A 13,110-nucleotide genomic window follows, 5' to 3' on the forward strand; every position below is an offset into this window, starting at 1 on the left:
GACGAGGGCGTGGACGCGCTGGTGGTGGTCTTCGCCCCGCCGCTGCCCGGGCAGCTCACCGACACAGAGGCGGACTTCACCGCCGCCCTGCCGGCCGCCCTCGCCGCCGGCAAGCCGACCGTGGCGACGTTCCTGGTCGGCCGGGCGCCGGCCGGGGTGCCCGCGTACCCGAGCGTGGAGGAGGCCGTCCGCGCCCTCGCCCGGGTCGCCGCGTACGCCGACTGGCTCCGCCGCCCGGCGGGCGTGCCGCCGGAGCTGTCCCGGGTCGACCGGGAGGCCGCGCACGCGGCGCTGCGGCCGGAGGCCCTCGACCCGGCGGGGCTGCTGGCGGCGTACGGCATCGACGTGGTCGAGTCGGTGCCGGCGCGTTCGGCGGGGGAGGCCGTGGACGCGGCGGCCCGGCTCGGGTTCCCGGTGGCCCTCAAGGCCGCCGCCCCCGGTCTGCGGCACCGGCTCGACCTCGGCGCGGTCCGGCTCGACCTGCCCGACGCGGCCACGGTGCACCGCGCGTACGCGGAGATGGCGGCGGTCTTCGGCGCGGACGTGCTGGTCCAGCCGATGGTGCCGCCGGGCGTGGCCTGCGTGGTCGAGCTGGTCGAGGACCCGGCGTTCGGCCCGGTGGTCGGCTTCGGTCTCGGCGGTGTCGCCACCGAGCTGCTGGGCGACCGGGCCTGGCGGGCGGTGCCGCTGACCGACCTGGACGCGGCCGAGCTGGTCGACGAGCCGCGGGCGGCGCCGCTGCTGCGCGGGCACCGGGGCGCGGTGCCGGTGGACCGGGCTGCGCTGGCCGACCTGCTGCTGCGGGTCGGCCGGCTCGCCGACGAGCAGCCCCGGGTCCGCGCGCTGACGCTCAACCCGGTGCTGGCCCGCCCGGACGGCATCTCCGTGCTGCACGCCACCGTCCGGGTCGGCTCCGCCGTCGCCCGCCCCGACACCGGCCCCCGCCGCCTGTGAGGACGGGAACCCCCGCCCCGACACCGGCCCCGCCGGCTGTGTGGACGGGATCCCCGTCCGCGACTGAGGTGGATGCGGGGCGACGGCGGGCGGTCAGGCCCGTTCGGAGATCTGCTGCACGGCCCAGGCGTTGCCGTCCGGGTCGGTGAAGTGGACGAAGCCGATGTTGTCCAACGGGTCCGGCACCGGGCGCGGGTTCTTGCCCACCACCTGGATCTCGCTGACCCGCATGCCCCGCTCGACCAGCTCGGCCCGCGCCTTGTGCAGGTCCGGCACGACCAGTTGGAGGCCCTTGAGGGAGCCCGGCGGCATGTCCGGCAGCACGCCCTTGCCGATCACGATGGAGCAGCCCGAGCCGCGCGGGGTGAGCTGCACGATCCGCGCGTCGTCGCTGATCACGGTGTCGTGGTCCACGACGAAGCCGAGCTGGTCGGCGTAGAACGCCTTGGCCCGGTCCACGTCGGAGACGGGGACGACCACCACTTCCAGGGTCCAGTTCACGGTGCCTCTTCTCGTGTCGTCGATGTGTGGCGCAGCAGGTCGGCGAGGCGGGCGAAGCTCTCCCCGACGCCGCGGGCCATCGGGTAGCGCAGCACTCTGTCCCGGCCCTCGGCCGTGGCGTAGCGCAGCGTGGTGGTGACCGTGGTCCGCCCGACGAGCTCGGTGAAATCGTGGGCGACCAGGGTCTCGCCCGGGTAGGACTGGTCGTCGAAGAGCTCCGTGCAGACCAGCCGCCGGGGCGGCTCGACCTGCTGGTACACCCCGCTCTGGCCCATCCGCTCGCCGCCCGGCCCCGCCGAGACGAATCGCCATCGCCCGCCGACCCGCAGGTCCACCTCGCATTCGACCAGCCGCCAGCCGCGCGCGCCGTACCAACGGACCAGCAGCTCCGGGCGGGTGAAGGCGGCGAAGACCAGGGGCGCGGGGCCGTCGAACATCCGGCTCAGCACGATCTCGCGGTCGCCCGGGGCGTGCACCACCAGCGGATCGTCGGGCCCGCTCACCGCCGCACACCCGGCGTCCCGTCCCGCCCGGCTCGGCCCGCCTCGTCCCGTCCGGCCTCGTCCCGTCCGGGACTGGGAGCCCGCCGGGGCGCGTCGGGGGCGGTGGCGGTCCGCTCGGCGGCCTGGAGGTCGTCGAGCAGGGCGTCGAGGCGCTGGTAGCTCTCGGCCCAGTAGTCGCGGTAGTCGGCAAGCCAGGCGGTGGCCTCCCGCAGGGGGCGTGCCTCCAGGCGGCACGGTCGCCGCTGCGCGTCGCGCCCCCGGCTGACCAGCCCGGCCCGTTCCAGCACCCGCAGGTGCTTCGAGACGGCGGGCTGGCTCATCGCGAACGGCGCGGCCAGCTCGGTGACCGTCGCCTCGCCGGTCGCCAGCCGGGCCAGGATCGCCCGCCGGGTCGGGTCGGCCAACGCCGCGAAGGTGGCGTCCAGGCCGTCGGTGTCCACTTTCGATAACCTCCTGGTTTCATAACCAGTTGGTTTCTACTCCGTGCGCGGGTCCCGGTCAAGCACCCGCCTCGGCGCGCCGACGCACGTGAGGCCCCGGCGAACCGCCGGGGCCTCACGTGGCTGGGAGAATCAGCAGGCGTACGCCTCCAGGCGCTGCGCCCGCTCCGGGGCGCGCAGCTTCAGCAGGGTCACCTTCTCGATCTGCCGGATCCGCTCACGGGACAGGCCGAACTCCCGCCCCACCTCATCGAGGGTGCGCTGCCGGCCGTCGTCGAGACCGAACCGGAGCCGGATCACCGCCTGCTCCCGCTGGGAGAGCGTGGCCAGCACGATGCTCACCTCGTTGCGCAGCTCGCCCTGCGCGGCGGCGTCGCCCGGCTCGGCGCTCGGGTCCACCGCGGCGACGAAGTCGCCGAGCGCGCTCTCGCCGTCCTCGCCGACCGCCTGGTCCAGGCTCACCGGCTCCCGGTCGTACGAGATCAGCTCGATCACCTGGAACTCCGGGATCTCCATCGCCCGGGCCACCTCGGCGACGGTGGGCTCGCGGCCCAGCGAGACGGCGAGCTCGCGGCGGGCGCGGACCATGCGGTTGACCTGCTCGACCATGTGCACCGGGATGCGGATGGTGCGGGCCTGGTCGGCCATCGCCCGGGTGATCGCCTGCCGGATCCACCAGGTGGCGTAGGTGGAGAACTTGTAGCCCTTGGCGTAGTCGAACTTCTCGACCGCGCGGATCAGGCCGAGGTTGCCCTCCTGGATCAGGTCGAGGAAGGCCATCCCGCGGCCGGTGTAGCGCTTGGCGATGCTGACCACCAGACGCAGGTTCGCCTCCAGCAGGTGGTCCTTCGCCGCGCGGCCCTGCGCGACGATCAGCTCCAGGTCGGCCCGCAGGTCGGCGGAGACCGGGGTGCAGGTCGCCAGCTTCTCCTCGGCGAACAGCCCGGCCTCGATCCGCTTGGCCAGGTCGACCTCCTGCGCGGCGGTCAGCAGCTTCGTCCGCCCGATCCCGTTGAGGTATGCCCGGACCAGATCGGTGGAGACGCCGCGCTCGTCGGTCGCGTCCAGGTCGGTCAGGGTGTCGGTGGCGTGGTCGGCCTCGGTGGTGCCGGCCGGGCGCGTCCGGTGCTCCATCATCTGCAGGGCCATCTCGGTTTCTCCCCGTGTCCACGTCTGTGCCGTCGTTCCGGCCCAGTGGTGCCGGTGTGACACACAGCTTGGCGGGCGGGGCGTGAAACGGGAGTGAGGCGATCGGGGACCCGACACGAATCCGGTCGCGATCCTGCCCGGCGTGCCCGGGCCGTCGCCGGGCGTTCCTTGCCGGATGCCGTTACCGTGCCAGCGGTCGGCCAGTGGGGCCGACCCCGCCGGCGACGTCGGCGCACCGGAACAGGTTGTGGAGGGTGTCGTGGTCTTCAAGCGGCTCATGCAGGCGATGGGCGTGGGTGGCCCGTCGGTCGAGACGGTGCTGGCGAACCCGAACTGCCGCCCCGGCGGCCAGTTGGAGGGCGTCGTGCACGTGGCCGGCGGCGACCATCCCGTCGACATCTCCTACGTCGCGCTGGGCCTGGTCACCCGCGTCGAGGTCGAGAGCGGCGACAACGACTACCAGACCACACAGGAGTTCCACCGGCAGGCCGCCACCGGCGCGTTCCGGTTGGAGCCGGGCCAGCGCCACGACATCCCGTTCCGCTTCGCCGTGCCGTGGGAGACGCCGCTGACCGAGCTGTACGGGCAGCACCTGCACGGGATGACGATGGGGCTGCGTACGGAGCTGGAGGTGGCCCGGTCGGTCGACAAGGGCGACCTGGACGCGGTGGCGGTGCACCCGCTGCCGTCCCAGCAGAAGATCCTGGAGGCGTTCCTGCGGTTGGGCTTCCGGTTCGCCCGGGCCGACGTGGAGCGCGGCCACATCTACGGGGTGCGGCAGAGCCTGCCCTTCTACCAGGAGATCGAGTTCTACCCCGCCCCGCAGTACGCCGGCGCCATCAACCAGCTCGAGGTCACGTTCGTCACCGACCCGCAGCAGATCCAGGTGGTGCTGGAGCTCGACAAGCGCGGCGGCCTCTTCACCGAGGGCCGGGACGCCTTCGGCCGCTTCACCATCGACCACGCCACCGCCGAGCGCACCGACTGGACGGCCCAACTGGACGGCTGGATCCGCCAGTCCCTCCAGCGTCGCGGTCTCTTCTCCTGACCCCGGCCCGCTCCCTCCTCCCCACGCCCACAGCCGCGGGTTGATCATGAGGCTGTCGTCGTCCGCCGCGGCGTGTCACGACAACCTCATGATCAACCGCACTGGGGCCTGCGGGGGAGGAGTGGGGGTCAAAGGTCGAGGAGGACCGTGCGGGGGCCGACGTTGACGCTCTCCACCAGCATGTGGGCGCGGAAGCGGCCGGTCCGCACCGTCGCGCCCCGGTCCCGCAGCGCCGTCACGACCGCCGTCACCAGCGGCTCCGCCACCTCGGCCGGGGCGGCGGCCGTCCAGCTCGGGCGGCGTCCCTTGCGGGCGTCGCCGTAGAGGGTGAACTGGCTGACCACCAGGATCGGCGCGCCGACGTCGGCGGCCGACCGCTCCTCGTCGAGGATGCGCAGCTCGTGCACCTTGCGGGCCATCGTGCGCGCCGTCTCGTCCGTGTCGGTGTGGGTCACCCCGAGCAGCACCAGCAGCCCGTCGTCGATCGCGCCGACCACCTCGCCGTCGACCGTCACGGCGGCCCGGCCGACGGTCTGCACCACCGCCCGCATCAGCCGTCCACCGGCTCGACGAAGCCGCGCTCGACCAGATGCGCCACGATCGGGCCGGCCGCGTCGGCCAGCTCCTCCGGGGCGACGTCGTGGGCGGCGGCGAGCAGGGCGAGCTGGTCGCGCAGCGGCAGCCGCCCGTCGGCCCCGCCGACCAGGGCCAGCACCAGGGGGTCGATCTCCTCGGTCCAGCGCAGCCCGTGCGGCATCGCGAGCACCTGCCGGTCCACCGCCCAGCCCTCGTCGCCCATCGTGGCCTCCTGCCGGAGCTGGAGGCCCTCGGCCGCCCGGTAGCGCGCGGCGAGCAGGTCGTCGGTGTCGCGTACGCGAAGCCAGTCCTGGCGGTCGAACCAGGCGCCGATCCGGTCGCCCAGCGGCGCCTCCACGCGCTGGCGCAGGTCCTCCACCCGGACCACCGGGTCGTCGTGGCCCGAACGGCGCAGCGAGACGATGCCGAAGCCGATCGCCTCCACCTTGTGCGCGTCGAACCAGTCCAGCCAGTCGGCCGCCCGGCGCGGGTCGGCGCTCTCGCCGACGTCGGTGAGCCACAGGTTCACGTACGCCATCGGGTCGGCCACCTCACGCTGGATGACCCAGGCGTCCAGGCCGGTCCCGGCGAACCAGCCGGCGACCCGCTCGCCCCAGTCCTCGCCGGTGACGTGCACCCAGTTGGCCAGGTACTGCATGGTGCCGCCCTCGGTGAGCAGGCCCGGCGCGGCGGCGGCCAGCTCCGCGCCGATCGCGTCGCCGACCCGGCCGGAGTCCCGGTAGACGTGCGTGGTGGTGCCCGGCCCCACCACGAACGGCGGGTTGCTCACCACCAGGTCGAAGCGGCGCCCCTCGACGGGGGCGACCATGTCGCCGCGCAGCAGCTCCCAGTCCTGGCCGTTGAGGGCGGCCGTCGTGGCGGCGAACCGCAGCGCCCGCGCGGAGACGTCGGTGGCGGTGACCCGCCGGGCGTGGGTGGCCAGGTGCAGCGCCTGGACGCCCGAACCGGTGCCCAGGTCCAGCGCGGTCTCCACGGGCCGGCGGACGGTTGCGCCGATCAGCGTCTGGGTCGCCCCGCCGATGCCGAGGACGTGCTCGGCGTGCAGGGGGCGGCCCGGCCGGGCGCTGGCGGGCACGTCGGCGAGCACCCACCAGTCGTCCCCGTACGGCTCCAGGTCCAGCCCCATCCGCAGCCCGTCGCCGTACCGCTCGACCAGGCCCCCGGCGAGCGCCTCCTCCAGCGTCAGCGGCGCCAGCGCGGCGGCCACCGCGGCCTCCGGCTCGGTCTGCTCGCAGATGAACACCCGGATCAGCGTGTCGAGCGGGTCACCGTCCCGCGTGGCGCGCAGCGCGGCCCGGAAGTCGTTGCGGGCCATCCCGCCGGTGGCCTGGGGGCCGAGCCGGGTGGCGATCCCGTTCGAGGTGAAACCCGCCCGGGTCAGCGCGGTCCGCAACGCCTCGACGCCGGCGGGGGAGAGCAGCATGTCGTGTCCGTCCACGCCGCCATCCTGCCTGGTGCCGCCCCCGCCGGGCCGGCCCACCCGGCAACTCCGGCCCAAGCCGCCGGACGACGTCGCCCGCCGCCCGCCGGCGCGCTGGGACCGCCCGGGGCCGGCCTACGTCGCCCGCCGCCTGCCGGTGTGCTGGGAGCGCCGGTGGCGCGGCTGCCAGGTCCGCCGGCGTGTGGCGCGCGAGCACGTCGCCCGGCCGGGGTCGGGCAGATGCCGTCGGTCGCCGCCGTGTCCAGGCAGGATGGCAGCATGACACTGGCGCTGCCGATCGATCCCGAGGCCAACGACCTGCTCAACCGGGATCCGCTGGCCCTGCTGCTGGGCATGGTGCTCGACCAGCAGGTGACGATGGAGAAGGCGTTTTCCTCGCCGTACGTGCTGACGCAGCGGCTCGGACGCGGCCTGGACGCCCGCGACCTCGCCGAGCGCGACGCGGAGGCCCTGGTCGCCGTGTTCGCCCAGCCGCCGGCGCTGCACCGGTTCCCGAAGGCCATGGCGTCCCGGGTGCAGGACGTGTGCCGGGTCCTCGTCGACCGGTACGACGGCGACGCGGCCCGGCTCTGGTCCGGCGTCGCCGACGGCCGGGAGCTGCTCCGGCGCGTCGCCGACCTGCCGGGCTTCGGGCGGCAGAAGGCACAGATCTTCGTCGCCCTGCTCGGCAAGCGGTTCGGGGTCACGCCGGAGGGCTGGCGGGAGGCGGCCGGCGGATACGGCGACGCGGACGCCCACCGCTCGGTGGCCGACGTCGTCGACGAGGACTCGCTGCGCCGGGTGCGCGAGTACAAGCAGCAGATGAAGGCGGCGGCGAAGGCCAGGACCGCCGAAGGCTGACGCAACCGCCGCGTCGCGGCGGTCGTTGTAGCCAGGATGGCGACGACGGGCAGTCGATGACGGACCGACGCGGTAGGCAGCTGCTGCGCCCGGAGATCAGCTCGACCCGGGCCACCTTCCTGGAACTCTTCTTCGACCTGGTCTTCGTCTTCGCGTTGACCCGGGTCTCGCTGCGCCTGGTCGACGGCGCCGGGGACTCCGCCGCCGGGCTGGTCGTCGAGATCGGGCGCACCGGCGTGCTCTTCCTCGCCCTCTGGCTGCTCTGGTCCATCACCGTCTGGGTCACCAGCCGGTACGAGCCGGAGCGGTCGGTGATCCAGTTCGTCGTGGTGGGCTCCATGTTCGGCGCCCTGGTGATGGCGGTGGCGCTGCCCGGGGCGTTCGAGGGACGGGCGCTGCCGTTCGTGCTCGCGTACCTGGCCGTGATGGTGGGCCGGCCGTTGGTCATCGCCGCGGCGCTGCGTCGCCATCCGCGCCGTACGGTGCCGCTGCGGCTCGCCGCCTGGGCGGCCGTGGGCGCCGTGCCCTGGCTGGCCGGGGCGTTCGCGCCGGACGAGCTGCGCCTGCCACTGTGGGCGCTGGCGCTGGCCGTCGACGGCACCGGCCTCGTGCTCGGCTGGCCGTTGCCCCGCCTCGGGCCGGCGCGCGCGTCCGGCTGGATGATCGCCGGCGAGCACCTCGCCGACCGGTACCAGCAGATCTTCCTCATCTCGCTGGGGGAGACCATCCTGGTCATGGGGCTGACGTACAGCGGCACGGACTTCACCGCCGACCGGGCCGGCGCGTTCACCCTCGCGTTCGTCACGACGGCGCTGCTCTGGCGGATCTACTTCCACCGGGCGGGTCACGTGCTGGCCGAGGCGCTGCGGGTCGCCCGGTCACCCGGGCGGGTCGGCGCCTCCGTCGCCGCCACCCACCTGGTCATCGTCGTCGGCGTGCTGAGCACCGCCGTCGGCTACGAACTGGTGATCGTGCACCCGTACGGCCGGACGGACCCGGCCTGGCTGGTCTTCGTCGTCGGCGGCCCGGCGCTCTTCCTGGTCGCCCGCGCCCGCTTCGAGTACGAGATCTTCGGCCGGGTGTCCTGGTCCCGCTGGAGCGGCATGCTGGCGTTGCTCCTGCTGGCGCCGGTGCTCACCCTCGGCCCGCCGGTGGCGGCGCTGGCGGCGGTCGCCGCGATGCTGGCCGGGGTCGCGATCGCCGACGCGTGGCGCAGTCGACGCCGCGCCCCCGAGCTGCCCGCCTCGCCGCTCCTGCGCGGCGAGGCCGGGGGAGGGGACTACCACCGGGCCCCTTGACGGCGCGGCCGGTCGGCGGGCGGGCGGCGTTCGGCGGTGGCCGGTCGGCCGGCGGGGCCAGGCGGTGGCTGACGAGCGGGTGTCGGGCGTCAGGCGGTGGCCGACCGGGGCGCGCTGTCAGGCGAGCGGCGGGTGTCAGGCGGCGGTCGGGCGGGACAGGGCCGCCAGCGCCCGCCGCACGTCGGCGAGGGAGACCGTCGCCGAGTCGTCCAGGTCGGCGAGGCCCGCCTCGATCCACTGCCGCATCAGCGTGGTGACCCCGATGCCGCGCGCGTCGGCGGCCTCGCGGACCCGCTCGTACGTCTCCAGCGGCAGGCGCACCGAGCGGCTGACCATGGGGGTGTCGGTGTCCGGGGTGGGCAGCTCCACCGGGTGGCTCTCGTCGATCAGCTCCGCGAGCCGGTCACCGCCGCTGTGGAACTGCTTGGTCGCGTCGTTACGGTTCATCGTCACCGCCTCCTCATCGGCGAGATCTCCGCACGGCCTCGTCGTAGCGCTTCGCCTCGGCGTCGCTCAGCTCGCGGGCGGAGAGGATGTCCCAGTCGTTGTCGGCACCGTCGGCCTCGGCGAGCAGCACGGCCAGCCTGCGCCCCCGGCGGGCGGCGGCGTAGACGACCATCACGTCGTCGCCCAGGTGACGGATCACCCGGCGGGTGCTGTGCAGCGCCTCCCAGACTTCCCCGGGCGTGACGTCGTAGACCCTCAGGTTGGCCAACGCCTCGTCGGTGAAGCTGAACCTGCTGCCCACGGCGCGAGCGTACCACGGTTGTAACACGCAGCCGGCCGGAGCGAATTTCGCTGATCATGCGGCGGAGGTGACAGGATGGGGCGTAATCCCTCGAGGAGGTCCGTGGTGAAGCGTCAGGCGTACCAGCCGATTCTGATCACCGACGCCTCACGCAGCCAGGACGACCAGCTCACCAGCCGGCAGAAGCGCTACGTGCTGATGATGGGGATCCGGGTGGCCTGCGTGATCGTCGGTGCCGTCCTGGTCGGGACGCAGGCCCCGATGCTCTGGCTCTGGCTGCCGTTGGTGGCCCTCGGCATGGTGCTCATCCCGTGGCTCGCGGTGCTGCTGGCCAACGACCGGCCGCCCAAGGAGCAGCACCGGCTGGCGAACCGGTTCCAGCCGCGACACCGGGACGAGACCCCGCCGATGAGCCTGACCGCCGAGGAACGCCCCCACAAAATCATCGACGCCGAGCCCTAACCCACCCTCTCCTCTCCTCGCCACCCGCCCTCGCCCCGCCCTCGTCCTCGCCCCGCCCCCTCACCCGTTCCCGCGATCTTGCAGTTTCTGCCCCGACAAAAGCCGCAGAACGGGCAAATGAGGGGCACAAACTGCAAGATCGTCGCGGGCGAGGGGCGAGGGGCGAGGGGCGAGGGGCGAGGGGCGAGGGGCGAGGGGCGAGGGGCGAGGGGCGAGGGGCGACAGGCGACAGGCGACAGGCGGGGTCAGGGGGTGGGGCGGGCGCCTATCTGGGAGACCGCCAGGGCGCCCAGGTCGCCGGCCCGGCGCAGGGCCGTCTCCGGGCCCGCGCCGTCCAGCCAGGCGGCCAGCAGTCCGGCCGCGAAGGCGTCCCCGGCGCCGGTGACGTCCACCACCGCCACCCGGCGGGCCGGGGCCGCGGCGACGGTGGCGTCCCGGTCCACCCAGACCGCCCCCGCCGCGCCCTGCTTGACGACCGTCCGGCGGGCGGAGGCGGACAGCGCCCGCCCCTGCGCCGCCGGGTCGAGCCCGCCGGCCAGCACCGTCGCCTCGTCGGCGTTGACCAGGAGCAGGTCGACCCCGCGTACCCAGGACAGGAAGGCCGGCGCGCCGACCCGCCGCAGCGGCGCCGCGGAGGCCGCGTCGACGCTGGTGGTGAGCCCGCGCTCGCGGGCGGCGGCCAGCGCGCGCAGCCCGGCGGGGCGGGACTCGGCGTCCAGCAGGGTGTACCCGGACAGGTGCAGGTGCCGCGCGTCGGGCGCGCCGGCCAGCGCGGCGTCGACGTCCGCCGGGGCCAGCCGCAGGTTCGCGCCCCGTTCGGTGATCATCGTCCGCTCGCCGGCGGCGGCCAGCACGATGACCGTGCCGGTGGCGTGCTCCGGGTGCCGCGTCACGGCGCAGTCGACCCCGGCCCGCTCCAGCTCGGCGACCCGCTCCCGCCCCTGGCTGTCGTCGCCGACCGCGCCCACCAGGGTCACGGGCACGTCCTGGGCGGCGAGCCAGGCCGAGGTGTTGGCGGCCTGCCCGCCGCCGCTGAACCGGATCGCCGCCGGCGTGTCCGATCCGGTGGCCGGCGGGCCGGCCAGCACCGCCACCACGTCGGTGATCAGGTCACCGACGACGAGGACGCGGCCTGCGGTCATGCGGCGGCGCGGCGGGTGGCCGCGGCGACCGCGATCCGGGCGGCGAGGTCGGCGTTGCGCAGGATGATCCGTACGTTCACCGCCAGGCTCGCGCCCTCGGTGGCCGAGTGGAAGTGCGCGAGCAGGTACGGCGTGACCGCCTTGCCGGTGACGCCGTCGCGCTCCAGCAGGGCCAGTCCGTCGGCGAGGGTCCGGTCGTGCAGCTCCGGGTCGAGCTGCTCGTCCGTCGGCAGCGGGTTGGCCACGATGAGGCCGCCGTGGTGCACGCGCTGCTGCTCCCGGGCCGCCAGGACGTCCGCGACCTGCTCGGCGGAGTCCAGCGACCAGTCGAGGTCGAAGCCGCCGTCGGTGACGAAGAAGCCGGGGAACCGCCGGGTCCGGTAGCCGACGACCCCGACGCCGAGGGTCTCCAGGCGCTCCAGGGTGGCGCCCACGTCGAGGATCGACTTGACGCCGGCGCAGACCACCGCGATCGGGGTCCGGGCCAGGGTGACCAGGTCGGCGGACTCGTCGAAGGTCTGCGCCGCCTCCCGGTGCACGCCGCCGAGGCCACCGGTGGCGAACACGCCGATCCCGGCGGCGGCGGCCACCGCGCTGGTCGCGGCCACGGTCGTGGCGCCGTCCGCGCCGGTCGCGGCCGCCACGGCGAGATCGCGTACGGAGAGCTTCGCGACCCCGTCGACGGTGGCGAGGCGGGTCAGCTCCGCGTCGTCCAGGCCCACCACGAGCCGGCCGCCGACCATGCCGATCGTCGCCGGGACCGCGCCCGCGTCCCGGACCGCCCGCTCGATCTCCCGGGCGACCCGTAGGTTCTCGGGCCGGGGAAGGCCGTGCGAGACGATCGTGCTCTCCAGGGCGACCACGGGGCGTCCGTCGCGCAGCGCCTCGGCCACCTCGGTGCCGTAGTGGATGTGAAAGTCAGTCACGTCACCACCGTACGGCCTCCCCCGGGGTGGCCTGAAGTGGACCGGGCCGCGGTGACCTGCCAGACTTGAGGGTCGGAGGTGCAGAAGTGAGCACACAGGTTCTCGAGCGTCCGGAGCTGAAGGACGCCGACACCGGTCCCGAGATGTTCCACTACGTGCGCAAAGAGAAGATCGCGGAGAGCGCCGTCATGGGCACCTTCGTCGTCGCGCTCTGCGGGGAGACGTTCCCGGTGACCAAGGCCGCCAAGCCCGGCTCGCCGGTCTGCCCCAAGTGCAAGGAGATCTACGACTCGTACGCCGAGTGATCCCGGGCGGTCGTTCCGGCCGCCCGCGTAACCTTCGGCGGTGACCACCTCCACCGCCCTGCTCCTCGCCGACCTGACCGGAGTGGCGGTCTTCGCCGCCTCCGGGGCCTCGGCGGCGGTGGCCAAACGGCTCGACCTCTTCGGCGTCGTCTTCGTCGGCTTCGTCGCCGCGCTCGGCGGCGGCATCTTCCGGGACCTGGCGATCGACGAGGTGCCGCCACTGGCGTTCGCCGACTGGCGGTACGCGGCCACGGCCGCCGTCACCGCCGCCGCCGTCTTCTGGCTGCACCCCCAGCTCGCCCGGCTGCGCACCACCGTGCTGGTGCTGGATGCGGCCGGGCTGGGGCTGTTCACCGTCACCGGCACGGTCAAGGCCCTCGACGCCCAGGTGCCGGCGGTCGGGGCGTGCGTGATCGGTATGCTCACCGCGATCGGCGGTGGCCTCGGCCGGGACCTGCTCACCGCCGAGATCCCGGTGGTGCTGCGACGCGAGATCTACGCAGTCGCCGCGCTGGCCGGCTCGATCGCCGTCGCGCTGCTGGACGCCCTCGGGCACGCCAACGCCGCCTGGCTGACCGCGGCGGCGGCGTTCGTCTTCCTGCTCCGCCTGATCGCCCTGCGCCGCCGCTGGTCGGCCCCCCACCCCCCCCCCCCCCCCCCCCCCCCCCCCCCACCCCCCCCCCCCAAAACCCCACACCCCCCCCCCCCCCCCGCCCAACACGGAACAACCGCCCATCACACCCTCATACGGTCTGT

16 protein-coding genes and 1 pseudogene are annotated in these 13,110 nt (G+C 74.5%); 7 read left to right on the top strand and 10 right to left on the bottom strand.

The features are described from left to right. Positions 1 to 954, top strand: a 954-nt coding sequence (locus ACWENR_RS25625; protein WP_452279510.1) for an acetate--CoA ligase family protein, incomplete at its 5' end; no start/stop codon positions are given. A gap of 93 nt (positions 955 to 1,047) precedes the next feature. Here ACWENR_RS25625 and ACWENR_RS25630 read toward each other — a convergent pair. From ACWENR_RS25630 to sigB, 4 genes are all read right to left on the bottom strand, one after another. Continuing rightward, positions 1,048 to 1,455 (bottom strand): VOC family protein, encoded by a 408-nt coding sequence (locus ACWENR_RS25630; RefSeq protein ID WP_452279511.1) that lies wholly within the window; start codon positions 1,453 to 1,455, stop codon positions 1,048 to 1,050. Continuing rightward, positions 1,452 to 1,892: an SRPBCC domain-containing protein gene (locus ACWENR_RS25635; protein WP_452279523.1), complete on the bottom strand. Its 441-nt coding sequence runs from the start codon at positions 1,890 to 1,892 to the stop codon at positions 1,452 to 1,454. The genes ACWENR_RS25630 and ACWENR_RS25635 overlap by 4 nt, the downstream gene beginning before the upstream one ends. Before the next feature lie 62 nt (positions 1,893 to 1,954). Further along, entirely contained in the window at positions 1,955 to 2,398 is a 444-nt protein-coding gene (locus ACWENR_RS25640; RefSeq protein WP_452279512.1) for an ArsR/SmtB family transcription factor, read from the bottom strand. A gap of 132 nt (positions 2,399 to 2,530) precedes the next feature. Next, entirely contained in the window at positions 2,531 to 3,547 is a 1,017-nt protein-coding gene (gene sigB, locus ACWENR_RS25645) for an RNA polymerase sigma factor SigB (protein ID WP_452279513.1), read from the bottom strand. Positions 3,548 to 3,806: 259 nt separating this feature from the next. Between sigB and ACWENR_RS25650 the strand changes: the two genes are divergently transcribed. Further along, on the top strand, positions 3,807 to 4,595 hold the full coding sequence (locus tag ACWENR_RS25650; protein WP_452279514.1) for a sporulation protein: 789 nt from the start codon (positions 3,807 to 3,809) through the stop codon (positions 4,593 to 4,595). Between the two features lie 128 nt (positions 4,596 to 4,723). Here ACWENR_RS25650 and dtd read toward each other — a convergent pair whose 3' ends face one another. Together dtd and ACWENR_RS25660 are read right to left on the bottom strand one after the other, a co-directional pair. Further along, positions 4,724 to 5,146 (bottom strand): D-aminoacyl-tRNA deacylase, encoded by a 423-nt coding sequence (dtd, locus tag ACWENR_RS25655; protein WP_452279515.1) that lies wholly within the window; start codon positions 5,144 to 5,146, stop codon positions 4,724 to 4,726. Continuing rightward, on the bottom strand, positions 5,146 to 6,630 hold the full coding sequence (locus ACWENR_RS25660; protein WP_452279516.1) for a DUF7782 domain-containing protein: 1,485 nt from the start codon (positions 6,628 to 6,630) through the stop codon (positions 5,146 to 5,148). The genes dtd and ACWENR_RS25660 overlap by 1 nt, the downstream gene beginning before the upstream one ends. A gap of 261 nt (positions 6,631 to 6,891) precedes the next feature. On the opposite strand from ACWENR_RS25660, the gene ACWENR_RS25665 reads away from it, so the two are divergent. Together ACWENR_RS25665 and ACWENR_RS25670 are read left to right on the top strand one after the other, a co-directional pair. After that, positions 6,892 to 7,473: an HhH-GPD-type base excision DNA repair protein gene (locus ACWENR_RS25665; protein WP_452279517.1), complete on the top strand. Its 582-nt coding sequence runs from the start codon at positions 6,892 to 6,894 to the stop codon at positions 7,471 to 7,473. Between the two features lie 56 nt (positions 7,474 to 7,529). Beyond that, positions 7,530 to 8,771 (top strand): low temperature requirement protein A, encoded by a 1,242-nt coding sequence (locus tag ACWENR_RS25670; protein ID WP_452279518.1) that lies wholly within the window; start codon positions 7,530 to 7,532, stop codon positions 8,769 to 8,771. A gap of 135 nt (positions 8,772 to 8,906) precedes the next feature. Here ACWENR_RS25670 and ACWENR_RS25675 read toward each other — a convergent pair whose 3' ends face one another. Next, on the bottom strand, positions 8,907 to 9,218 hold the full coding sequence (locus ACWENR_RS25675; RefSeq protein WP_452279519.1) for a hypothetical protein: 312 nt from the start codon (positions 9,216 to 9,218) through the stop codon (positions 8,907 to 8,909). A gap of 13 nt (positions 9,219 to 9,231) precedes the next feature. Further along, positions 9,232 to 9,519, bottom strand: coding sequence for a hypothetical protein (locus ACWENR_RS25680; RefSeq protein WP_452279520.1), 288 nt, complete (start codon positions 9,517 to 9,519; stop codon positions 9,232 to 9,234). 105 nt (positions 9,520 to 9,624) lie between these two features. Between ACWENR_RS25680 and ACWENR_RS25685 the strand changes: the two genes are divergently transcribed. Continuing rightward, positions 9,625 to 9,981 (top strand): DUF3099 domain-containing protein, encoded by a 357-nt coding sequence (locus tag ACWENR_RS25685; protein WP_452279524.1) that lies wholly within the window; start codon positions 9,625 to 9,627, stop codon positions 9,979 to 9,981. A 245-nt stretch (positions 9,982 to 10,226) separates the two neighbouring features. Here ACWENR_RS25685 and ACWENR_RS25690 read toward each other — a convergent pair whose 3' ends face one another. Together ACWENR_RS25690 and ACWENR_RS25695 are read right to left on the bottom strand one after the other, a co-directional pair. After that, positions 10,227 to 11,123 carry a carbohydrate kinase family protein gene (locus ACWENR_RS25690; RefSeq protein WP_452279521.1) on the bottom strand — a complete coding sequence of 299 codons (897 nt, stop codon included), beginning with the start codon at positions 11,121 to 11,123 and terminating at the stop codon, positions 10,227 to 10,229. Then, positions 11,120 to 12,049: a pseudouridine-5'-phosphate glycosidase gene (locus tag ACWENR_RS25695; RefSeq protein ID WP_452279522.1), complete on the bottom strand. Its 930-nt coding sequence runs from the start codon at positions 12,047 to 12,049 to the stop codon at positions 11,120 to 11,122. The genes ACWENR_RS25690 and ACWENR_RS25695 overlap by 4 nt, the downstream gene beginning before the upstream one ends. A gap of 86 nt (positions 12,050 to 12,135) precedes the next feature. Between ACWENR_RS25695 and ACWENR_RS25700 the strand changes: the two genes are divergently transcribed. After that, positions 12,136 to 12,354: a DUF3039 domain-containing protein gene (locus ACWENR_RS25700; RefSeq protein ID WP_091096469.1), complete on the top strand. Its 219-nt coding sequence runs from the start codon at positions 12,136 to 12,138 to the stop codon at positions 12,352 to 12,354. 40 nt (positions 12,355 to 12,394) lie between these two features. Beyond that, positions 12,395 to 13,015 (top strand): annotated as a pseudogene (locus ACWENR_RS25705) (trimeric intracellular cation channel family protein); the annotation flags it as partial. Positions 13,016 to 13,110 lie beyond the last annotated feature (95 nt).

The sequence above is a fragment of the Micromonospora sp. NPDC004336 genome, from assembly GCF_053602615.1.